The following is a 20,551-nucleotide window of genomic DNA, read 5'->3' as shown; positions in this document are numbered from 1 at the left end:
GCGATGAGTGAGACAAGTCCGTCAGTCGAACTGCTGCAACCGATCGAAGACGTCGGCGGCGTGGCGCAGCCGCTGCTGCAGGTCGCCGGCCTGACAAAGCATTTCCCGGTGCGCGGCGATCTGTTCAGCCCCCGCAAAACCGTGCGCGCGGTCGATGATGTTTCCTTCTCCATCGCCAAGGGGGAAACCGTTGGAATCGTCGGCGAATCCGGCTGCGGCAAGTCGACCACCGCGCGGCTATTGATGCACCTGATGAAGCGCGATGCCGGCGACATCATCTATGACGGTATGCAGGTCGGCCGCGCGCTGTCGCTGCGCGAACTGCGCCGCGGCATGCAGATGGTGTTTCAGGACAGCTACGCCTCGCTCAACCCGCGTTTGACGATCGAGGAATCGATCGCGTTTGGACCCAAGGTCCATGGCATGGCGGATGGCGCCGCACGCGCGCTGGCGCGTGAGCTGCTAGGCAAGGTGGGATTGCGGCCCGAAACTTTTGCCAACCGCTACCCGCACGAGATTTCCGGTGGCCAGCGCCAGCGCGTCAACATCGCGCGTGCGCTTGCGCTGTCGCCGCGGCTCGTGATCCTCGACGAGGCCGTCTCGGCGCTCGACAAATCTGTCGAAGCGCAGGTGCTCAATTTGCTCGCTGATCTCAAGCGCGAATTCGGCCTCACCTACCTGTTCATCAGCCACGACCTCAACGTCGTGCGCTACATCAGCGACCGCGTGCTGGTGATGTATCTCGGCGAGGTGGTCGAACTCGGGCCCGTCGACAAAGTCTGGGATGCGCCGGCGCACCCCTATACGCGCGCGCTCTTGGCTGCGATGCCGTCGTCCGACCCCGATAACCGCACCGAGACGCCGCCGATCTCGGGCGATCCGCCCAACCCGATCGATCCGCCGCCCGGCTGCCGGTTTCACACCCGCTGCCGTTTTGCGGAGCCGCTCTGCGCAAATGCGACGCCAAAACTCAGCGATGTCGATACAATGGGTCATCAGGCGGCGTGCTACATGGCCATTGCCGGCTCCGGGCACAGCCGCGCGCCGGCCAAACAACACGACAAGGGAACAACCGCCGCATGACAAGACCCGATCCAAAACAGGTCAGGGCAATGACCGAAATCGCCGGCGTGCCGCAGGATACGGAAGTCTCCGCGCGGATCGCCAATTCAATCGGCCCGGCCTTTGATGGTTTTGCGCCCGTTAGCGGCACGCTGCCGATGGATCTCGAACCGGCGAGCTTTCTCGTGGTGCAACGCGCCAAGGTGTCGAAATGAGCGGCGAACCGGCTTTAATGTCGCTGGTCGCGGTCGCGAAAGCGATCGCCGACAAGAAATTTTCCTCACGCGAGGTCACGCAATCCTGTCTCGACCGGATCGCGCAATGGCAGCCGCGCGTCAATGCCTTCATGGCGATCGAGGCGGAGGAAGCGCTCGCCGCGGCTGACGCCGCCGACGCTGCGCTCGCCAAGGGCAAGATTTCCGGTCCGCTGCATGGCGTGCCGCTGGCGCACAAGGACATGTATTACGACGCCGGCAAGGTGGTGACCTGTGGCTCGAAAATACGCCGCGATTTCGTGGCGACGACGACCTCGACCGCGTTGCAGCGGCTGAAGGACGCCGGCACGGTCAGGCTTGGCTCGCTGCAGATGGTGGAGTTCGCCTACGGCCCGACCGGCCATAATGTGCATTACGGTGCGGTGCGCAATCCCTGGAACGTCGACCACATCACCGGCGGATCGTCGTCCGGCTCCGGCTCGGCCGTGGCGGCCCGGCTGACCTTTGCGGCGCTGGGCTCCGATACCGGCGGCTCGATCCGGATGCCCGCGCATTTCTGCGGCGTCACCGGCTTCAAGACCACCGTCGGCCTGATCAGCCGCGCGGGCGCAATGCCCTTGTCGCAGTCGCTCGATACGGTCGGCCCGCTCGCGCAATCGGTCGAAGACTGCGCCCTGCTGGTCGGGCTGATGGCGGGCGCCGATCCCGAAGATCCCACCACCTCGTCACTGCCGGTGCCGAACTACATGGCCGCGACCACAGGCTCGCTCAAAGGCCTCAAGATTGGTGTGCCGAGCGCTTTCTATGTCGACGATCTCGATGTCGAAGTGGCGCGCGTGCTCGACGAGACCATCGCAACGCTGAGACGTGAAGGTGCGGAGATCGTCAAGGTCGAGCTGCCGGACCAGCGCCAGCTCACCGCTGCGTGCCAGATCGTGCTCGCCACCGAGGCCGCCGCCATCCACAAGCGCTGGCTGATCGAGCGTCCCCAGGATTACGGCGCGCAGGTGTTGATGCGACTGCAGAACGGGCTCGCCATTCCCGGCGTGACCTATCTCGAGGCGATGCGCTGGCGCGGTCCGGCGCTCGCCGCCTATCTCGCGGCGGTCACCGGCACCGATGCCGTGATCGCGCCGGTGGCGCCGATGCCCGCCGTGACCATCGCCGAAAGCGATGTTGGCAACAGCCTCGATGCGGAAGCCGTGATCCAGCGCATCACAAAATTCACCCGCCCGATCAATTATCTCGGCCTGCCGTCACTTTCGATTCCGACGGGCTTCACCAAAAATGGCTTGCCCGTCGGCATGCAACTGATCGGCCGCGCCTTCGATGAGGCGGGGCTGGTGCGGATCGGCGCGGCGTTCCAGCGCGCCACCGATTATCACCAAAGGGTACCGAAGGCTGTATGAGCAACCTCGTCGAAATCCGCGACCTTAGCATCCGCTTTACAGGCGAGCGCACGGTTCATGCCGTCAACGATATCTCGCTCTCGCTGGGCGAGGGCGAGGTGCTCGGTTTGCTGGGCGAATCCGGCTCCGGCAAGAGCGTGACCCTGCGCGCGCTGATGCGGCTGTTGCCGCGGAAGCGGACGCAGATTTCAGGGACCGTGAAGGTTCTGGGCCGCGACGTGCTGGCGATGAACGAGGAGGAGCTTTCAGCGTTTCGCGGCCAGACCGTCTCCATGATCTTCCAGGAGCCCGCGCTGGCGCTTGATCCCGTCTACACGATCGGCCACCAGATCGCGGAAAGCGTGATGCGCCATGAAGGCAAGAGCCAGAAGGAGGCGACGGCCCGCGCGCTGGAAATGCTGGAGGTGGTGCGGATTCCCTCGGCCAAGCGCCGGCTCGAGGCCTATCCGCACGAAATGAGCGGCGGCATGCGGCAGCGCGCGATGATCGCGCTGGCGCTGGCCTGCAAGCCAAAAATCCTGCTGGCCGACGAGCCGACCACGGCGCTGGACGCCACCGTGCAGATCCAGATCCTGCTGCTGTTGCGCGAATTGCAGCGCGAGTTCGGCATGTCGGTGATTTTCGTGACCCACGATATCGGCGTCGCCATCGAAATCTGCGACCGTGTCGCCGTCATGTATGCCGGCCAGATCGTGGAGCAGGGCCGGTTGCGCGATATCGTACGCTCGCCGGTCCATCCCTATGCCAAGGGGCTTTTGGCCTCAACCGTCCACGGCGCCAAACGCGGCCAGCGGCTGGAGACCATCCCGGGCACGCCGCCTTCGCTGGACAAGGCGCCCGCGAGTTGTTCGTTCGCGCCGCGCTGCGGTTACGCGCAACCGCGCTGCAGCGAACGCTTGCCGCCCAATGTGCAGGTGTCGGAGGATCGCACCGCGCGCTGCGTGCTGGCGGAGCCGGCTAGGGCCGTTGAGTCGACTTGAGAGATTCCGATGCGCCCGGGACAAGCCCGGCCATGACGAATTTCACCCACCCAGCCCCGGATCGGCCCAGCGTTCGATCTGCGCCGGTCCCACGACCTGCTTGGGCTGATGGGGATTGAGTGTGCCTGCGCTGGCGGACCAGCCCTTGGACAGGATCTGCATCGCAAATAGCTTGGCGTCGATTTCCGATTTAAAGGTGCGAGTCGAGCGGGTCATGCTCTCCGCCGTCTTGTCCGTCTTGTCCGGACCAAAAGTCACATACCAAATATCGCCGTGTTTCATGCCGACATAACGCATGTGACGTAAAAAGGTTTCACTTCGCGGGCGTCGTTGGACGGTGCGCAGATTGCGGCTCGTCACGTCGGACAAGGATGGATAGGCTGTGATCCGGCCAGCGCCGCGAACCCCGGGGGGACTTCCAATGCAGATTTCCAACGAAGGCATTCTCGTCATTCTCTTCGTCGGCCTGGTGGCCGGTTGGCTCGCCGGCAAGATCGTGCGCGGCACCGGCTTTGGCATCATCGGCGATATCCTCGTCGGCATCGCTGGCGCATTGCTTGCAAGCCTGCTGTTTCCCAAGCTCGGCATTCGTATCGGTACCGGGCTGATCTCCGAGATCGTCTATTCCACCATCGGCGCCGTCGTTCTGCTGCTGATCGTGCGGCTGGTGCGGACCGGCGGGCGGTTGTAGCGCGCTATTTGGCGCGCGCTACCGCCTCCACGATCCAGCGCCGGACCGCGGCGATCCGGCGGTCGCGCGCCTGTTCGGTGCGCGAGACGAGGAAGATCGTCTCGCTCTGCGTGGCCTCGAACGCAAAGGGCGCGATGAGCTTTTTGCCGAAGCCCGGCCGCGCCCTGATAAGCGGCGACATGCCGAGCGTGACGCCAAGCCCCTGCTCGGCCGCCTCCAGCATCGCCGGCACGCTGTCGAGCCACAGGTGCCCGCGCGGGGTGAGCTGGGAAAGGCCGGCTTCCCGGAGCCACGCCGGCCAGGCGCGCGGCTGCGTCGTGAGATGAATCAGCACCTCGCCCGCCAAATCTTCCGGCTTCCGCAATCCGTCCTTAACCAGCGCGGGCGCGCAGACCGGCAAACCCTTCACCGCGACCAGCGGTTCGAATTTCAGTCCCGTGGAGTGCTCGCGGCCATAGCGGATCGCGACGTCGACGCGGGAGGCATTGAAGTCGGCATACTGGTGCGTCGCCTCGATGCGCAGAATAAGCGCGGGATTGCGCCGCTTGAATTCCGGCAGCGCGGGGATCAGCACGGCTGAGGTGAAGAACGGCAGCGAACTGATCCAGAGTTCGGCGTGCGCATCGCGGCGATGCCGCAGCATGTCACGGCTGGCGTCCTGCAACGCCGCCAGTGCCGCCGAGACTTTTGCGAAATAGCGCTCGCCATCGGCCGTCAGCCGCACCGAACGCGCACCGCGCACGAACAGCTTTGTGCCGAACTGCTCTTCCAGCCCGCGAATCTGATGACTGATCGCCGACGGGCTGAGCGAAAGATCACGCGCCGCGCGGCGAAAGCTCAGTTGTGACGCGGCGCGCTCGAACGCCAGCAAGGCGGTCAAGGGCGGGATCGCGCGCAACGGCGAGGGCGGTGCTTCCGAAGGGTGAGTAATATTCATCTGAGGTGAGGAAATCCCTTTTGCTGAATGCACCAGCTTCCGCCAGATTGGCCCGGCGTTCAACATTTCTCATCTTGGGATATCGCAACCTTGGCTGTCTTCGAGCCCCTCAAACCCAATCGCTGGCAACCCACGCCGCTTGCCGCCGGCCCCTTTGCCGGCCTGCAGGGCGGCGCGGTCGCAAGCCTGTTGACCGCCGAAGTCGAGGCGCTGGCGGAGAAGCGTAAATGGGGCACGGCGATCGCGTCGTCGGCCTGGTTCCTGCGGCCGACCCCGATGACGGAATTGCGGACAAAACTTTCCGTCCTCACCGAAGGCGGCCGCGTCAGTGTGATCGACAACACATTGTGGCCGGCCAATGAGGACCAGCCCTGCGCCACAGTGCGGGTGACATTGTCGCGCGAGCGTGCGGTGGAGATATCAGGCTTTACCGAGCCCGCAGGCGAGGCCGCCGATCCCACCCGGTTTCCGGTGCGCACGAGGCGGGCGGCGCACGGCCGGCCGTGGTTCATGGATGCCATGGAAGCCCGCGAGGGTGACGGCGTCGCCTGGTTTCGTATGAACCATGCGATCATCGACGGCGAAGGATCCCTGTCGAAGCTCCCGTTATCCTCGCTGCTGGGATCGGCGGACTGGACCCATGGCATCGCCCGGCCGCTGCAGGATGTGGTGGCGGATCCGAACCCCAATCTGACGGTTCAGCTGTTCCGCCAGCCGGAAGGCCGATGGGTCGGCATTCGCGCGGAGGCCAGATGGCGGCCGGCGGGCGGGTTGGGCGTCGGAAGCGGCATCGTCTGCGATACCCACGGCGAGATCGGCCGGGTCTCGATGTCGGTGATTCTGGTGCCGTTCCCGCGCCAAACGAAGCCCCAACCCGCCGCTGGGCTGGCGTCGGCGTCAAATTAACTGCCCAAAGGCGCGACTTCGGTCTCCACCGCTTTATGGCGGTGAACTGGATGAAGGTTAACGTGACTTAAAATAGACGGTGTCCGAAAACATCGGTAAAACCGCCACGTACCTTATCCGTTTGAAGAGATACGCATTAATGGCAGCTGCTCCCGTCCGGCGTTCCGAGCTCGGTGAAGCGCTGCGCGCCTGTCGCAACGCCTTCATTGGTGTCGGCGTCATGAGTTGCATGATCAATCTTTTGTACCTGACCGGCTCGATTTTCATGCTGGAGGTCTACGATCGCGTGCTTCCGAGTCGCAGCGTGCCGACCCTGGTCGGCCTGGTGATTCTCGCAGCGGGCCTGTACGCCGCCCAGGGCGGCCTCGATCTGATTCGGGGACGCATTCTCGGCCGCATTGGAACCGCGCTCGACGAAGCCCTCAACACGCGCGTGTTCGAGACCGTGGTGCGGTTGCCGCTATTGGTGGGCGCACGCAACGAGGGCCTGCAGCCGCTGCGCGACCTCGACAATGTCAGGTCGTTTCTCGGCAGCATGGGGCCGGGCGCGTTCTTCGATCTGCCGTGGCTGCCGTTCTATCTCGCGATCTGCTTTGCGTTTCACTGGCTGCTCGGCGTCACCGCTCTGGTCGGCGCCGTCATTCTGGTGACGCTGACGCTGATCACCGAGTTCCTGTCGCGCACGCCGGCAAAGGAGGCGATGACGCTGGCTGCGCGGCGCAACGATCTCGCCGCCACCAGCCGGCGCAACGCCGAAGTGCTGGTCGCGATGGGCATGTCCGGGCGGCTGACCAGGCGCTGGGGCGAGGCCAACGAGATCTATCTGGCGGGCAATCAGCGCGCCAGCGACATTGCCGGCGGTCTCGGTGCCGTCGCAAAAGTCTTGCGCATGATGCTGCAATCGGCGGTGCTTGCGGTCGGCGCCTACCTCGTGATTCACCAGGAAGCCACCGCCGGCATCATCATCGCGGGATCGATCCTGAGCGCCCGCGCGCTGGCGCCGGTCGATCTTGCCATCGCCCACTGGAAGGGTTTTGTCGCCGCGCGCCAGAGCTGGCATCGCCTGGCCAAGCTGCTGCAGCAAATTCCGGCGGCGAATGAACAGACGCTGTTGCAGGCGCCGTCGAAACGGTTGTCGGTCGAGGCCGTCAGCATCGTGCCGCCGGGCGACCAGCGCGTCATCGTGCAGGACGTCAACTTCGCGGCCGAGGCCGGTACCGGCATCGGCGTCATCGGCCCGAGCGGTTCGGGCAAGTCGTCGCTGGTCCGTGCGCTGGTCGGCGTCTGGATGCCGGCCCGCGGCAAGGTGCGGCTCGACGGCGCGGCGCTCGACCAATGGTCGTCGGACGTGCTCGGCCGCCACATCGGCTATCTGCCGCAGGATGTCGAACTGTTCGCCGGCTCCGTGGCGCAGAACATCTGCCGCTTCGATTCCGAAGCGAAGTCGGAGGCGATCATCGCCGCCGCCAAGGAAGCCGGTGTGCATGAGATGATCATCAAGATGCGCGAGGGCTACGACACCCAGATCGGCGAGCAGGGCACGGCGCTCTCGGCCGGCCAGGCCCAGCGCGTGGCACTGGCCCGCGCGCTCTACGGCGATCCGTTCCTGATCGTGCTCGACGAACCGAACTCCAATCTCGACAGCGAGGGCGACGAGGCGCTGACGCGCGCGGTGCGCAGCGCGCGAGAGCGTGGCGCCATCGTGGTGGTGGTGGCGCACCGGCCGATCGGCATCGAGGCGGTCGACCAGTTGCTGGTGTTGAAGGACGGCCGCATGCAGGCGTTCGGCCCGAAGGAAACCGTGCTCGGCCAGGTGCTGCAGCGCGTCGCGTCGCCGACGCCGATCAAGATCGTATCCGAAGCGGGAGCTGGGAAAAAATCATGACCGCCGAGCTGAAAGGCGCGCACCGCTCGATACGCGGGCATCTGATCTTCGGCCTCACGCTGATTCTGGTGCTGGCCGTCGGATTCGGCGGCTGGGCCTCGACGGCGCAGATCTCCGGCGCGCTGATCGCGCCGGGTTCGGTGGTGGTCGATTCCAACGTCAAGAAGGTGCAGCATCCGACCGGCGGCGTGGTCGGCGAGGTCAGGGTGCGCGATGGCGACATCGTCAAGGCCGGCGATATCGTGGTGCGGCTCGACGAGACCGTGGTCAAGGCGAGTCTCGCCATCGTCGTCAAGACGCTGAACGGCTTGTGGGCGCGCGCGGCGCGGCTGGAGGCCGAGCAGCGCGGCCTCGACCAGATCAAGTTTCCGCCGATGCTGACCGATCGCGCCGATGATCCCGATGTGCGGGATATCCTGGCGAGCGAGACCAAGCTGTTCGAGGTTCGCGTATTCGGACGCGCCGGGCAGAAGTCGCAATTGCGCGAGCGGGTGTTGCAGCTCAACGAGGAAATCGCGGGCCTGACGGCGCAGGAACAGGCCAAGGAAAAGGAAGTCGCGCTGGTCGAGAAGGAACTGATCGGCGTGCGCCAGCTCTACGAGCAGCGCCTGGTCCAGATCTCGCGCCTGACGGTGCTGGAGCGCGACCTCGCCCGGCTGTCGGGCGAGCGCGCGCAGTACATCGCCTCGCGCGCCCAGGCCAAGGGCAAGATCACCGAAACCGAACTGCAGATCATCCAGGTCGACAAGGACGTCGTCAGCGAGGTCTCCAAGGACCTGCGCGAGACCAACGACAAGATCGGCGAGTTCGTCGAGCGCAAGGTCACCGCGGAAGATCAATTGCGCCGCATCGACATTCGCGCGCCGCAGGACGGCGTCGTGCTGCAGTCGACGGTGCACACCGTGGGCGGCGTCATCACCGCCGGCGACGCCATCATGATGGTGGTGCCGCGGGCCGACGATCTCTCGGTCGAGGCCAAGGTCAATCCGCAGGACATCGACAAGCTGCAGATCGGCCAGAAGACGCTGTTGCGGCTATCCGCCTTCAACCAGCGCACCACGCCGGAATTGAACGGCGTCGTTACCCGCGTCTCCGCCGACGTCAACACCGACCAGCGCACCGGTCAGAGCTACTACACCATCCGCGTCTCGCTGCCGCCTGCCGAAGTCGCCCGCCTCGGCGACAACGTCAAGATCATCCCGGGCATGCCGGTGGAAGCTTTCGTGCAAACCGGCGACCGCACCATGTTCTCTTATCTGATGAAGCCGTTCAGCGACCAGCTGATGCGCTCATTCCGGGAGCGGTGAGTTACTGTCGTCCCTGCGAAAGCACTCTCCGCTGTCATCACCCGCGAAGGCGGGTGATCCAGTATTCCAGAGACGGCGGCTATAGAATCGAAAGGCCGCGGCGTACTGGATACCCCGCTTTCGCGGGGTATGACGGCCGTTGTGTGGGACTAAACTGCCCACTACCTCCTGTCATACTCATCCGGCCCCATCGCGTAAGCCCACTGCTCATGGCCCGGCGCGTAAGTGCGGTTGGTCTCGGCGGGGTTGCGGTTGACCAGCGGCCGCATGAACATCGGGTGCGTGGCGCTGCGGACCTCATGCTCGACGGTGAACAGATGCCTGCCGCCGTCGAGGTCGATGATGTCGCGAAAGCGGTATTGATACTGGTTGTCTTCCTGCGAGATCAGGCCGCGCTCTTTCAGGCGATGGTAGGGACCTGAAAAATCCGTGATGTAGATCTGCACGTGATGCCCGTCGAATTCCGGCTGCGCGCGGTCGGTCTCGCGGAACTGCAAAACTTGATCCTTGCCGACCTTGACCCGCGCCACGGCGGCATCGCCGTTCAGGAACTCGGCCTGCATCCCCATGATCTGAGGGTAGAACGCGCAGATCGCTTTCGCGGTGCCGACCGGCACGTCGAACTCGACATAGGGAATGCCGAGCGTGATGCGTCCGAAGCGCGCGGCGTCCGGCTCGTAGCAGCGTATCCGGTTGCCCCAGGGGCAGATCGCCTCGACATGGTCGTTATGCTCGGTGAACGCGAAGGCCGTTCCTTCCAGCTTTTTCGCCACCGACGCCAGCCGCCCCAGCAGCGCCTCGCGGCCTGAGATGACGAGGCCGGTATGGCCGCGCAGCACCTGCGCGCTGCCATCAGGCAGATGAAACTGGCTCCGGCCGACATTGACCCACATGTTGGTGTCCGACACCATCAGATAGGGATCGCGGGTCAGCCCGAGGCCGGCGACGTAGAACAGCGTCGCCAGCCGCTGGTCTGGGATGGTGACGTTGACATGCTCGAAATGGATCGAGTTGCCGAGATCCTCTGCGGCGCGGTCGAATTGTTGCATGACGATTCCTCGACATTCGTAGGGTGGGCAAAGCGTAGCGTGCCCACCATTCATTCGGCGGATCAAGATGGTGGGCACGCTTCGCTTTGCCCACCCTACAGTTCCACGGTCGTTTTACTTCGACAAATTCTCCAGCAGCAGGTTCAGCGCCGTCTTCGCAAACGCCTGCATATTGGCTGGCCGATCATTGCTTCCAGTTTCCAGCGTGAACACCGATAGCGCCGGCCCCGCCACCGCCATGCAGCTATGCCCGGCGGCGTCGCCATAGCGGTTGCCGGTCGGGCCCGTCGCGCCGGTTTCCGAAAGTCCCCAATCGGTCGCAAAGCGCTGGCGGACCTGGCCTGCCAGTAATTTCGCATAAGGCTCGGACGCCGAGCGGATGCCCTTCATCGCCTCGTCAGGAATATCCATCAATAGCCGCCGCGCGTCGCGGGTATAAACCACGGCGCCGCCGAGGAAATAGGCGGATGCGCCCGGCACCGACAGCAGCGCGGCCGAGATCAGGCCGCCGGTTGAGGATTCCGCAACCGCAATCGTCTGTTTCCGGGCGATCAGTTGCGCGGCAATCTTTTCGGCGATCGTCACGAGCTCGTCCATGTTCTCTCAACCCCGTCGCAACATTCGTTTCAGCACCGTCCGCTTGTCGGTTTTGTCCGCGAGCGAATGATAGACGACGCGAATGAAATTCGTGGAAGCCAACTCCGTCGGCGCCCATTTCTTGTCGAGATCGGCGAACGGCTTGGCCGCCACCACATCGTCCTCGCTCTTGCCTTGCTTGACCAGCGCCGCCATGCGGTCGCGCGCGGTAACGAGCATGGTGCGATATTCGGTCAGCGCCGCCTTGTCGGCGATCGGGCCGTGGCCCGGCACGATGCGGCTCTTCGCGTTGGTCAGCTTGAGATAGGCGTCGGTCGCCGCGATCATGCCCTTGATGTTGCCGCCATTGGCAAAATCGATGTTGGGATAGCGGCCGTTGGTGAAGGTGTCACCGGTCGCCAGCACATTGGCGGTCTTGAACCAGACATAAGTGTCGCCGTCGGTATGGGCGTTGGCGATGTGGTGGAGATCGGCGACGCGGCCGGGAATCCTGACCTTGAGCATCTTGCCGGCATAGGTTTTGGTCGGCAGCGCGCCTGCCGCGGCCGGTGGCGTCTTGACGCCGGTCAGGCCGTTGGTGGTGCCCTCTGCCAGGCGATTCTTGACGTTGATATCGGAAACGACGACGGCGCCGTCCTTGGCAAAGCCTTCATTTCCGCCGGTGTGGTCGCCGTGATAATGCGTGTTGATCAGATATTTGATCGGCAGGTTGGAGATGGTCGAGATCGCGGCCTTGATCTTGTCGTGCAGCGGCGCGAACTGGCCGTCGACCATGATAATGCCGGCCTTCCCCACCGCCACGGTGATGTTCCCGCCCTGGCCCTCGAGCATGTAGACGTTGTCGCCGAGGTCGGTGGTCTTGATCTCGACCTTGGAGAAATCGACCGGCGGGGGTGCTGCTGCAGGGGCAGGGGGCTGTTGCTGCGCGAAAGCGCTGCCGGCCAGCAACAAAGTTAAGACAACCGCCGTACGTCCAGTCCTATTCATCGAAAATCTCCCCAAAGCCCCTACCCATGTTTTCCTAGCACAGGGGACCAGCGTTTGCCGAGTTGCGGGCTGCAGAGCAGCCTGCTTGAATGCGTCTGAAGAGCCAAGCGGCGCAGCCTACAAGATGCCGTGAGGCCGCGCTCGCGAGCAAGGAAACATCATGACGTCGCCGCTTCCCGGCGGCGTGGATTGCGATCTGCATCCCGCCGTTCCTCATCTGACCAGCCTGCTGCCCTACATGAACGACTACTGGCGTGACCAGGTGACGACGCGCGGCATGACCGATCTGGTCTCGCAATCCTATCCGACCAATTCGCCGATCTCCTCGCGCCCCGATTGGCGGCCGGGGCAAGGCAAGCCGGGCTCGGACCTCGCCGACATGCAGAAGCAGGCGCTCGACCGCTTCGGCACGGCCTACGGCATCTGCAATCCCCTGTACGGCGTGCAGATGGTGTTCTCCGAGGACATGCAGGACGCGTTCTGCCGCGCGCTGAACGATTGGCTGGCCAAAGAATGGCTCGACAAGGATGCGCGGCTGCGCGGCTCGATCGTGATCCCCATCCAAAGCGTCGAAAAATCCGTCGCCGAGATCGAGCGCTGCGCCGCCGACAAGCGTTTCGTCCAGGTGCTGATGCTTGTCATGGGCGACATGCCGCTCGGCAAACGCGCCTACTGGCCGATCTATGCGACGGCCGAACGGCTGGGCCTCGCCATCGGCGTCCACGCCGGCAGCGCCTATCACAACCCGCCGACCGCGGTCGGCTGGGGCTCCTACCACATCGAGGACTATGTGGCGCAGGCCACCGCGTTCCAGACCCAGTTGACCAGCCTGATCGTGGAGGGCGTGTTCGCCCGCCACCCGAATCTCAAGATGGTGATGCTGGAATCTGGCTTCACCTGGCTGCCGGCCTATCTGTGGCGGCTGCACAAATTCTGGCGCGGCATACGGATGGAAACCCCGTGGGTCGATCGCGCGCCGCTCGAGATTGTGCGCAGCAACATCCGTTTCTCGCTGCAACCTGTCGATGCGCCGCCCGATCCGGCAACCCTGAACCGCTTGTTTGACCATATGCAGTCGGACGAATTGCTTCTATTCTCCACCGACTATCCGCATTGGCAATTCGACGGCGACGACGTGCTGCCGCCGGGGCTGTCGCCCGAATTGGTGCGCAAGATTATGATCGAAAATCCGCTCGCGACCTACGGCCGAATCAAGGAAGCGGTACTAACCGGGGCATGATCCGGAAAGAAATAAAGGAGACGACGCCATGAATGTGCAGTTCCGTCCCGAGCCGTCAGCGTCCGTCAGCGTCAAGACCGCGATCGCCGATTGCGACATCCATCCGGCGCGCGCCACCAACGCCGAACTTTTTCCATTTATGGCCAAGCGCTGGCATGAGCACCTCGAGGTCTATGGCAAGCAGGCCTATCACGGCATGATGGAGGGCCCGCCCTATCCGAAGGCGCAGCCGAACGCCTCGCGTCGCGACGCCTGGCCGCCGGAAGGCGGCCCGCAGGGGTCCTCGCTGTCCTTCATGCAGAAGCAACTGCTCGATCCCTACAACGTGGCGCTCGGCGTGCTCAATCCGCTCAACAGCGGACAGGGGCTGCGCAACCAGGATCTGGCCGGCGCGATCTGTTCGGCGATCAACGCCTGGCAGATCGAGAAATGGACAGCTAAGGATTCCCGCCTGAAGGGCTCGATCGTCGTCGCCAATGAAGACGGCCCTTCGGCCGCCGCCGAAATCCGCAAGCGCGCCGGCGATCCGAACTTCGTTCAGGTGCTGTTGCTCAGCCGTACCGTCGAGCCGCTCGGCCAGCGCCGCTACTGGCCGGTCTATGAGGCGGCGCAGGAGATCGGCCTGCCGATCGGCATCCACGCCTTCGGCTTCGGTGGCAATCCGCTCACCCCGTCGGGGTGGCCGAGCTTCTACATCGAGGAGATGGTCGGGCACGCACAGTGCCAGCAGACCGTGCTGGCGAGCCTGGTGCTCGAAGGCGTGTTCGAGCGCTATCCGAAACTGAAGATGGTCATGATCGAGGCCGGTTTCGGCTGGGCGCCGTCGCTCGGCTGGCGGCTCGACAAGAATTTCGATCGGCTGCACAGCGAGGTGCCGTATCTCAAGCGCAAGCCGTCGGAATATATCCGCGACCACATCTGGTGGACCACCCAGCCGATGGAAGATCCGGAGCGCCGCGATCATCTGTTCCAGGTGATCGAGTGGATCGGGTGGGACAAGCTGCTGTTCGCAACCGACTACCCGCATTGGGATTTCGACGAACCGTCGCGCGTGCTGCCCGCCGGCGTCAGCGACGCCAACCGCGAGGCATTCTATCTCGGCAACGCGAAGAAGCTGTACAGGATTGCTTAGCATGATCCGAAAAAGCATGCCCTCGGGCCACGACCCGATGGGTGGGAACCGGTTTTTAGAAAAAGATCATGCGGACTTAATATGACTCGGCACGTCATTGCCCCGGTGGAAGAACTTCCGCCGGGCACGCGAAAATTCCTCACCATCGATGAGCGGCCGATCGCGATCTTCAACATCAAGGGCGAGTTCTTCGGCCTGTTGAACCGCTGCCCGCATCAGGGGGCGGCGTTGTGCGAGGGCCCCCTGATCGGGCTCGCGCAATCCTCCGATCCCGGCGAGATCGAATATACAAGACTCGGCGAGATCATCCGCTGCCCCTGGCACGGCTGGGAATTCGACATCCGCACCGGCCAGTCCTATTGCGACCCCAAGCGCTTTCGCGCCCGTGCCTATCCGGTCAATGTCGAGCCTGGATCGGCCGTGGTGAAGGGGCCGTACGTTGCCGAGACGCTCGCCGTGTCGGTCGAAAGCGACTACGTAGTGGTGGATTTGTAGTCGGGCGAAATTCGTAGATTTGTAGGGTGGGCAAAGGAGCGCTAGCGACGTGCCCACCATCCATCACCGAGCACCCATCTCAATGGTGGGCACGCTTCGCTTTGCCGACCCTACGATGTTACGATCTGGCGAAGGAGCGGCGCGCGACGCTTGCTAGCTTGCAGCGAAAAGCGCCGCTCCGGAAGATGGTTCAACCGCTTCTGCCGAGACTCAATACGCGCCTTTCATGGGAGTCCAGTTAAACTGCGGCTGCTGCGGCGCTCCCTGCGTGGTTTCGGCCGTATTTGCAAACGGCGCCGGGGCCATCTGCGGATAAGGGGTTTGCGTCATGCTTTCATCGCGCAACGCCTGGCTTAGATGCATCGCGCATCCACCCATCTTGCCACTGAGCATCGCGTCTTGCGCCTGAGCAATTTCCCGTTCCGCCATGAACTTGGCGGGGCCGTCGGCCATGGTCTCGACCCCGCCTTCCGCTTTGGCGAAATTGTCGCCGCTACATCCGACACCGACGCGCATGGCGTGATGGACGTGAGCGGCATGTGCGGGCATAAACGCGAACGCACTTGCAGCCATCGCGGCTGCACCTAGCAACTTCCTGAGCATTGTTCGTCCCTTTTTTGTTTTGCTATCCGGCGTCATTGCCGGATCACCCATTAACACGACCTGCGTCCAATCGACGCGGGCGACCGGAATGAACTTCCCGCGATTTCGCGCGATCCAAATGTGATCGACGATAGGTGCAATGCCCTTATGCGCTCACCGCAGGTTCGGTCCTAAGAGGGCAGGCCCACTGCTCGCTATCGGCACATGGCGGCAATCGATCAAATCGCGCCGATCAAGCTCGATGAATGAGTAGGTGTTCTTGCGCGTTGTACGGCTCGCCTCACCTGCAGACAGGCTCCGCGTGCGAAGCGGGCAGCCGTGGGCCTGCGTGTTGGCTTCCGTGGCATTCCGCGCAGTGCTAGCGTCGATGCCGAACCCACTCATCTGGGGGAACATTCCATGAGTGGGTGGGCTGACATTGCTGTTTCCGACGGACCTGACCTCGTTCCTCGACCTCATCCGCCAGCACGGCGATGCGGCTTACAGCTTCATGTTTGCCTATGCGGCCTCGCATAGCCTGCTGCTGGCGTTGTTCGCGGGCTACGCGGCCATTCGGGCGCGCTTAATCTTGGCACGCTCATCGTGGTCTGCTGGTTCGGCAGTTTCACAGGCGACGTCATTCGCTTCTGGATCGGGCGGAGCTATGGCGCCCGCCTGCTCGATCGTTTCCCGCGGTTCGAGCGCCCGGTGCAGACCGTCGTCCGCCTGACGGACCGCCACTATGTCTGGATGATTCTGCTTCATCGCTTCCCGCACGGCGTCCGCGGGCTCGCGGGATTTGCCTACGGGATATCGCGGCTGCCCTGGTCCACGTTCCTCGCGCTCAACTTCGTTGCGGCAGGTCTTTGGTCCGGCGCCATCGTCTCGGCCGGCTATGCTTTCGGTCAATTCTCGGAGACGTCCATCAACAATGCCTCCTCGGGCCTGGGCATCGTGATGCTGGTCGCGTTCCTCGGCCTGTCCTGGCTGCTCAGCAGGAAGCTCGATCAAATCGTGGAACGATACTGAAGCGAACGCGAGCGGTTACGGATCGCCGCAGGGTGGGCAAAGGCGCATCTGCGCCGTGCCCACCATTTTGCGCATCACTCGGGATGGTGGGCACGCTTTCGCCTTCGCGCGTTGAGCTACGGCGGACAAGTAGCTTTGCCCACCCTGCATTTGCTACTCGTCCATCGGGCCGGTAAGGGTTCGACGAAGGCGCTGCGTTTCGCGCCACGTCTCGCGAACCTCATTGCCAAAACGAGCGAGCTTGGTTGCTATGTGGATGATGACGAGTGTGACCATGGCTATCGCCCCGCCTTGACCAGCAAGTGACTGATGTGACGCTCCGCATCATCAGACAGCTTTTGCAGTCCGTGGGTATTGATGTACTCCTCGGCAACGCGGTCCGCCCGCCGCTGATTGGACTCAGCGTATGCGCGCAATAATCGTGCGAAGAATGAGGGTTTTTTGGTCGGAGCAGAAAGCAAGGCTCCAGTGGTTAGTACGTTCGCCATAGATGGCTCCTTTTCGGAGTTGTCCTTGGGGCGAATTTCCTACCTGATCGTGAAATAGGTATTGGTGGGCGCCAATGCCAGATCAAATAGCGCGCATTCCTGCATCAATTTGCACCGCGCGATGCGCGAAGCAGTCACGTTCCGGTGACCCGAATCAACGGCGGAAGAATAGATGTAGCCTGACTGAAGTCGGCCAGGCTGCAAGCTTCACGACTTCGTCGGGATGGGATCCGCCGGACGGTCATTCGGGCTTTGCTCGGGATCGCGGTCACGCACGCTCAGCGAGAAGTATTTTCTGGCGACGGCATCAAACAGCGTCGCTATCAATTCCTGGTCTGACTTTTCCTCCTGCTGCTTGGCCTCCAGCAAAACCTTTTCAACATGCCGGTCGAAATAGGCAGCGGTGACGTCGTCAACCGCCGGCGCAATCAACGCCAGTCGCGCGCGCGCAAGGGCGCGTTCGTATTTTGCATTAGCCATGGCCGCCCTCAATGCTAACGGACTTCTGTTTGGCCCTCTGAGACCAGAGACGCTCAGGGCTAACCGGCTGATTTTCAGTCTGTTCCGGTTGCAACCGCGAAAACCGGGCCGTTGCCGAACGCGTTGCTGCGACGCGAAATGGCGGCGAGCGATTGGGCCGGCCTCCTAGCTGGAATTGCTGTCGTGTTCGCCGGGCGGGTTCTGATTGGTGGCTGGCGCCGGTGTAAGGGCGTGACACTTGTTTTGCGCTTGCCATCGTAGCGGTCGGCCAGGTCCAGAAGCCGCTTCTTGATGAATGGGTCGGCCTTGGCCGCGATATCCCGAACTTCCCGGGCCCGCTGCTTGTAAAAATCATCGTTCATGGCAAACCGCATTTTCCCTAAAGGCGCCCTCTATGAAGGCGCCCTCTATGCCATTTTTTCCCGAGTTTTTCCATGCCGGCGCTCGCCATGGTGAAGGACGACATTCCGGACCCGCCGAGGTTCTGCGCCGACATTGATGCCGTGAGAACAGGCGCTTCGTAGGAACCGGGCGATCATGATCACGTTTCCCTCTCGGCCAGGGAGAGACAGCAAGATGGACAACCTCACGAAGCGAGATCAGCCCGATCGCAGCAAGATCAACATGAGCGAGGATTTCGAGGTCAAGTATTGGCTGAAGGCACTCGGCGTTTCAAAGGACCAACTGCAGAGAGCTGTAGAGAAGGTCGGAAACTCGGCCGCTGCCGTTCGCAAGGAACTGGGAGCCTGACGAGCGAAAGCCGAACGGCGCGGGATGCCGCGGAGCCATTATCGCTCGGCGGAGCGGCGCTCACGCCGGGAACGGGTTAGATGTCAGCGCGTACCGATGCGTTGATGTCGCAACAAGAAGCCGGCAAAATTGCCGCGTCCATCGTTCTCCGTTATGGCCGGTTGTCACCCGGCGTGAGCTGTTGCTTCAACGCGCGGGCAGGCGTTTGTTTCCTGGCTTTCCCGCTGAAGTATTGGCTCCGCAGGAGCGGGACGGGCGAAATGACGAAAGCGTCGATCTCGTGGAACATTCACCATTCTGACCCGTTCTCCGAAAACACATTCACTTTTTCTGGAGGATCAACATGAAGAATTTCGTTGCCGTCGCCCTTCTCAGCACCGCGATCGTCAGCGGCGCGGCTTATGCGCAGACTACCCAGCCTGCCGATCGCGCGGCACCAGTCGCGACCACCAGCCCGGCTGCAAGTTCCGACAAGATGATGCTCAAGGGCAAATGGCGCGCGTCCAAACTCATGGGCCTCAACGTCTACAACGAGGCCAATGAAAAGCTCGGCGACGTCAATGAACTGATCCTGGACAAGGACGGAAAGGTAAGCGCCGTGGTTATCGGCGTCGGCGGCTTCCTGGGGATGGGCGAGCACGACATCGCCGTCACCATGGACAAGCTGAAATTCGTCGAGGAGCCCGTCCGTACCAGCTCCACCACGACCACGACGCGCGAAACCACGACCGGCACCGCCACGGCGCCGGCCAACTCCACCGCGACCACGACGGCACGCACCAGCACGGCGAATGACTGGACTCCCGATCATGCCGTGATGAGCGGCAACAAGGACCAGCTCAAGGCGCTGCCGCAGTTCAAATATTCGGACTACAACTAAGTCCCAGATATCGTTGGTAACGGAAAGGCCCCATTCCGGTGGGGCCTTTTTTCATAAGCCGGAGCGGAAGCATCTTTCCTGATCACCAGCAAAGGCGGGTGATTCAGCATTCCAGAGACAGCAGTGATTGAACCAATGGGCCGCGGCGTACTGGATCCCCGCCTGCGCGGGGATGACAGCGGGGCGGGCATCGCTATTCAGGGGCGTAGCGCAGGATGGGTAGAGCGCAGCGAAACCCATCACCTTCTGCTCCCGTGTAGATGGGTTTCGCTGCGCTCTACCCACCCTACGGGACTTCGCCCGGGGAGAGACCGCGCACCTTATTCCGCCGCCCCATGCATCGCCTTCCGCTCCATCGCATAACGAACCAGCGCGACGAAACGGTAGATGCCGTGCACGAACTTGCCATAGGGCATGGTGACGAACAGCGAGAACACCACGCCGAGATGCAGCGCCAGCAGCGGGCCCATCGCCGCCGTCTCGCGCAGGATCAACAGCGCCATGCCGGTCAGGCTGGTGAGAAACAGCATCACGATGAACGCGATATCCATGCCGTAGCGGGCTTCGTCGACCAATACCGGATCGCGCTTCCATCGCTCGGTGAGCAAGCCGATCGGCCCGATCAGCAGCCCGATGCCGCCGAGTGCGCCCAGCACCACGGGCAGATCCCACCACGCATACGGCGCCTCGCGCGCCAGCAGATAGTGATACAGCGTCGCCACGCAGGTCGAGGCGAAGCACAGCGCAAAGCCGTAGAACGTGAGATGGTGATAGAGCTTGCGGCGGTCGGTCGGGCGGTCGTCCTCGTTGAAGCAGCCGACGCCGCCGCCGTCGAGGTAGCGCAGTTTGCCGGCATCGCGGATCGCCTGAAACACGGCACCTGCATCGATCTTCATGCCGACCGGCTCGCCGATATCGCGCCAGAATGCGCGCACGCCCATGATCAGGGCGACGATCGCATAGAGAAACGCCGCGCCGAACAACGCGGCCATCGCGTTATGCGGCATCAATTTGTAGAACGCGCCGGGCCCGGTGTGGATGCCGAACAGCACCTGCCGGTCATTCAGCGCCGCGAAGCCGAAGATGAATGCGGCAACGCTGAGGGCAGCAACGAGGCTGATGACGAGCCCGTTGCGTGCGAACGCGCCGGCGAAGGCGCGGGGCCAGACATAGGCCGCGTAGGACTCGGCCCGCGCCACCGCGAGCGTCTGCGGCACATTGACGTTGAATTCATGCGGCGGCGAGAACTGGCAGTCGGTATAGCAGGCGCCGCAGGCGTGGCAGAGATTGGCGAGATAGTTGAGGTCGCCGTCGGAAAACGCACGGCGCATTTCCATCGCCGGAAACACCGCGCACAGCCCCTCGCAATAGCGGCAGGAATTGCAGACCGTCATCAGCCGGTCGGCCTCTTCCAGGATTTGCGTTCCGTGCATCCGTTGCTTCCTGCCCT

25 protein-coding genes are annotated in these 20,551 nt (G+C 63.2%); 15 read left to right on the top strand and 10 right to left on the bottom strand.

Annotation, left to right across the window (positions count from 1 at the left end):
- Positions 1 to 3 precede the first annotated feature (3 nt).
- Genes ACPPVP_RS40220 through ACPPVP_RS40205 form a run of 4 tightly spaced genes read left to right on the top strand, consistent with a single transcriptional unit; the run spans position 4 to position 3,666 of the window.
- The gene (locus ACPPVP_RS40220; protein WP_426529202.1) at positions 4 to 1,083 is read left to right on the top strand and encodes an ABC transporter ATP-binding protein; all 1,080 of its coding nucleotides are present in this window, start codon (positions 4 to 6) and stop codon (positions 1,081 to 1,083) included.
- Complete coding sequence (locus tag ACPPVP_RS40215; protein WP_426529200.1) at positions 1,080 to 1,277, top strand: hypothetical protein; 198 nt, start codon at positions 1,080 to 1,082, stop codon at positions 1,275 to 1,277. Before ACPPVP_RS40220 ends, ACPPVP_RS40215 begins: the two co-directional genes overlap by 4 nt.
- Complete coding sequence (locus ACPPVP_RS40210) at positions 1,274 to 2,686, top strand: amidase (protein ID WP_426529198.1); 1,413 nt, start codon at positions 1,274 to 1,276, stop codon at positions 2,684 to 2,686. Before ACPPVP_RS40215 ends, ACPPVP_RS40210 begins: the two co-directional genes overlap by 4 nt.
- Entirely contained in the window at positions 2,683 to 3,666 is a 984-nt protein-coding gene (locus ACPPVP_RS40205) for an ABC transporter ATP-binding protein (protein WP_426529196.1), read from the top strand. The genes ACPPVP_RS40210 and ACPPVP_RS40205 overlap by 4 nt, the downstream gene beginning before the upstream one ends.
- 42 nt (positions 3,667 to 3,708) lie before the next feature.
- On the opposite strand, the gene ACPPVP_RS40200 is transcribed toward ACPPVP_RS40205, so the two are convergent.
- The gene (locus ACPPVP_RS40200) at positions 3,709 to 4,035 is read right to left on the bottom strand and encodes a hypothetical protein (protein ID WP_426529194.1); all 327 of its coding nucleotides are present in this window, start codon (positions 4,033 to 4,035) and stop codon (positions 3,709 to 3,711) included.
- Between the two features lie 52 nt (positions 4,036 to 4,087).
- Between ACPPVP_RS40200 and ACPPVP_RS40195 the strand changes: the two genes are divergently transcribed.
- Positions 4,088 to 4,357: a GlsB/YeaQ/YmgE family stress response membrane protein gene (locus ACPPVP_RS40195; RefSeq protein WP_426529193.1), complete on the top strand. Its 270-nt coding sequence runs from the start codon at positions 4,088 to 4,090 to the stop codon at positions 4,355 to 4,357.
- Positions 4,358 to 4,361: 4 nt separating this feature from the next.
- Here ACPPVP_RS40195 and ACPPVP_RS40190 read toward each other — a convergent pair whose 3' ends face one another.
- Positions 4,362 to 5,294, bottom strand: coding sequence for a LysR substrate-binding domain-containing protein (locus tag ACPPVP_RS40190; RefSeq protein WP_426529191.1), 933 nt, complete (start codon positions 5,292 to 5,294; stop codon positions 4,362 to 4,364).
- Between the two features lie 90 nt (positions 5,295 to 5,384).
- On the opposite strand from ACPPVP_RS40190, the gene ACPPVP_RS40185 reads away from it, so the two are divergent.
- The 3 genes from ACPPVP_RS40185 (at position 5,385) to ACPPVP_RS40175 (ending at position 9,392) form a co-directional block, all read left to right on the top strand.
- Positions 5,385 to 6,200: an acyl-CoA thioesterase domain-containing protein gene (locus tag ACPPVP_RS40185; RefSeq protein ID WP_426529189.1), complete on the top strand. Its 816-nt coding sequence runs from the start codon at positions 5,385 to 5,387 to the stop codon at positions 6,198 to 6,200.
- A 139-nt stretch (positions 6,201 to 6,339) separates the two neighbouring features.
- The gene (locus ACPPVP_RS40180) at positions 6,340 to 8,085 is read left to right on the top strand and encodes a type I secretion system permease/ATPase (RefSeq protein WP_426529187.1); all 1,746 of its coding nucleotides are present in this window, start codon (positions 6,340 to 6,342) and stop codon (positions 8,083 to 8,085) included.
- On the top strand, positions 8,082 to 9,392 hold the full coding sequence (locus ACPPVP_RS40175; RefSeq protein WP_426529185.1) for an HlyD family type I secretion periplasmic adaptor subunit: 1,311 nt from the start codon (positions 8,082 to 8,084) through the stop codon (positions 9,390 to 9,392). The genes ACPPVP_RS40180 and ACPPVP_RS40175 overlap by 4 nt, the downstream gene beginning before the upstream one ends.
- A 161-nt stretch (positions 9,393 to 9,553) precedes the next feature.
- On the opposite strand, the gene ACPPVP_RS40170 is transcribed toward ACPPVP_RS40175, so the two are convergent.
- The 3 genes from ACPPVP_RS40170 to ACPPVP_RS40160 form a co-directional block, all read right to left on the bottom strand.
- On the bottom strand, positions 9,554 to 10,441 hold the full coding sequence (locus tag ACPPVP_RS40170; RefSeq protein WP_426529183.1) for a hypothetical protein: 888 nt from the start codon (positions 10,439 to 10,441) through the stop codon (positions 9,554 to 9,556).
- Between the two features lie 114 nt (positions 10,442 to 10,555).
- Complete coding sequence (locus ACPPVP_RS40165; RefSeq protein WP_426529181.1) at positions 10,556 to 11,038, bottom strand: CinA family protein; 483 nt, start codon at positions 11,036 to 11,038, stop codon at positions 10,556 to 10,558.
- Positions 11,039 to 11,044: 6 nt separating this feature from the next.
- The gene (locus ACPPVP_RS40160; protein WP_426529179.1) at positions 11,045 to 12,025 is read right to left on the bottom strand and encodes an MBL fold metallo-hydrolase; all 981 of its coding nucleotides are present in this window, start codon (positions 12,023 to 12,025) and stop codon (positions 11,045 to 11,047) included.
- A gap of 160 nt (positions 12,026 to 12,185) precedes the next feature.
- Between ACPPVP_RS40160 and ACPPVP_RS40155 the strand changes: the two genes are divergently transcribed.
- The 3 genes from ACPPVP_RS40155 (at position 12,186) to ACPPVP_RS40145 (ending at position 14,892) form a co-directional block, all read left to right on the top strand.
- Complete coding sequence (locus ACPPVP_RS40155; RefSeq protein ID WP_426529177.1) at positions 12,186 to 13,265, top strand: amidohydrolase family protein; 1,080 nt, start codon at positions 12,186 to 12,188, stop codon at positions 13,263 to 13,265.
- A gap of 28 nt (positions 13,266 to 13,293) precedes the next feature.
- Positions 13,294 to 14,397 carry an amidohydrolase family protein gene (locus ACPPVP_RS40150; protein WP_426529175.1) on the top strand — a complete coding sequence of 368 codons (1,104 nt, stop codon included), beginning with the start codon at positions 13,294 to 13,296 and terminating at the stop codon, positions 14,395 to 14,397.
- A gap of 81 nt (positions 14,398 to 14,478) precedes the next feature.
- Positions 14,479 to 14,892, top strand: coding sequence for a Rieske (2Fe-2S) protein (locus ACPPVP_RS40145; protein WP_426529173.1), 414 nt, complete (start codon positions 14,479 to 14,481; stop codon positions 14,890 to 14,892).
- A gap of 210 nt (positions 14,893 to 15,102) precedes the next feature.
- Here ACPPVP_RS40145 and ACPPVP_RS40140 read toward each other — a convergent pair whose 3' ends face one another.
- Positions 15,103 to 15,546, bottom strand: a complete 444-nt coding sequence (locus ACPPVP_RS40140) for a hypothetical protein (RefSeq protein WP_426529171.1) — start codon at positions 15,544 to 15,546, stop codon at positions 15,103 to 15,105.
- A 531-nt stretch (positions 15,547 to 16,077) separates the two neighbouring features.
- On the opposite strand from ACPPVP_RS40140, the gene ACPPVP_RS40135 reads away from it, so the two are divergent.
- A complete protein-coding gene (locus ACPPVP_RS40135; protein WP_426529169.1) occupies positions 16,078 to 16,503 on the top strand; it encodes a DedA family protein in 426 nt (141 codons plus the stop codon).
- Positions 16,504 to 16,781: 278 nt separating this feature from the next.
- On the opposite strand, the gene ACPPVP_RS40130 is transcribed toward ACPPVP_RS40135, so the two are convergent.
- The 3 genes from ACPPVP_RS40130 to ACPPVP_RS40120 form a co-directional block, all read right to left on the bottom strand.
- A complete protein-coding gene (locus tag ACPPVP_RS40130; RefSeq protein WP_426529167.1) occupies positions 16,782 to 16,991 on the bottom strand; it encodes a hypothetical protein in 210 nt (69 codons plus the stop codon).
- A 207-nt stretch (positions 16,992 to 17,198) separates the two neighbouring features.
- The gene (locus ACPPVP_RS40125) at positions 17,199 to 17,483 is read right to left on the bottom strand and encodes a hypothetical protein (RefSeq protein WP_426529165.1); all 285 of its coding nucleotides are present in this window, start codon (positions 17,481 to 17,483) and stop codon (positions 17,199 to 17,201) included.
- A gap of 62 nt (positions 17,484 to 17,545) precedes the next feature.
- Positions 17,546 to 17,833: a hypothetical protein gene (locus ACPPVP_RS40120; RefSeq protein WP_426529163.1), complete on the bottom strand. Its 288-nt coding sequence runs from the start codon at positions 17,831 to 17,833 to the stop codon at positions 17,546 to 17,548.
- Positions 17,834 to 18,047: 214 nt separating this feature from the next.
- Between ACPPVP_RS40120 and ACPPVP_RS40115 the strand changes: the two genes are divergently transcribed.
- The 3 genes from ACPPVP_RS40115 (at position 18,048) to ACPPVP_RS40105 (ending at position 19,101) form a co-directional block, all read left to right on the top strand.
- A complete protein-coding gene (locus ACPPVP_RS40115; protein WP_426529161.1) occupies positions 18,048 to 18,221 on the top strand; it encodes a DUF3606 domain-containing protein in 174 nt (57 codons plus the stop codon).
- A gap of 80 nt (positions 18,222 to 18,301) precedes the next feature.
- Positions 18,302 to 18,568 carry a hypothetical protein gene (locus ACPPVP_RS40110; RefSeq protein ID WP_426529159.1) on the top strand — a complete coding sequence of 89 codons (267 nt, stop codon included), beginning with the start codon at positions 18,302 to 18,304 and terminating at the stop codon, positions 18,566 to 18,568.
- Positions 18,565 to 19,101, top strand: a complete 537-nt coding sequence (locus ACPPVP_RS40105; protein WP_426529157.1) for a PRC-barrel domain-containing protein — start codon at positions 18,565 to 18,567, stop codon at positions 19,099 to 19,101. The genes ACPPVP_RS40110 and ACPPVP_RS40105 overlap by 4 nt, the downstream gene beginning before the upstream one ends.
- Before the next feature lie 320 nt (positions 19,102 to 19,421).
- Here the strand turns inward: ACPPVP_RS40105 and tcuB are convergent, their stop codons facing one another.
- Positions 19,422 to 20,534 carry a tricarballylate utilization 4Fe-4S protein TcuB gene (tcuB, locus tag ACPPVP_RS40100; RefSeq protein WP_426529155.1) on the bottom strand — a complete coding sequence of 371 codons (1,113 nt, stop codon included), beginning with the start codon at positions 20,532 to 20,534 and terminating at the stop codon, positions 19,422 to 19,424.
- Positions 20,535 to 20,551: the final 17 nt, after the last annotated feature.

The sequence above is a fragment of the Bradyrhizobium sp. McL0615 genome (assembly GCF_049993905.1).
GTDB lineage: Bacteria > Pseudomonadota > Alphaproteobacteria > Rhizobiales > Xanthobacteraceae > Bradyrhizobium.
This window is presented reverse-complemented; position numbering and strand designations above follow the sequence as displayed.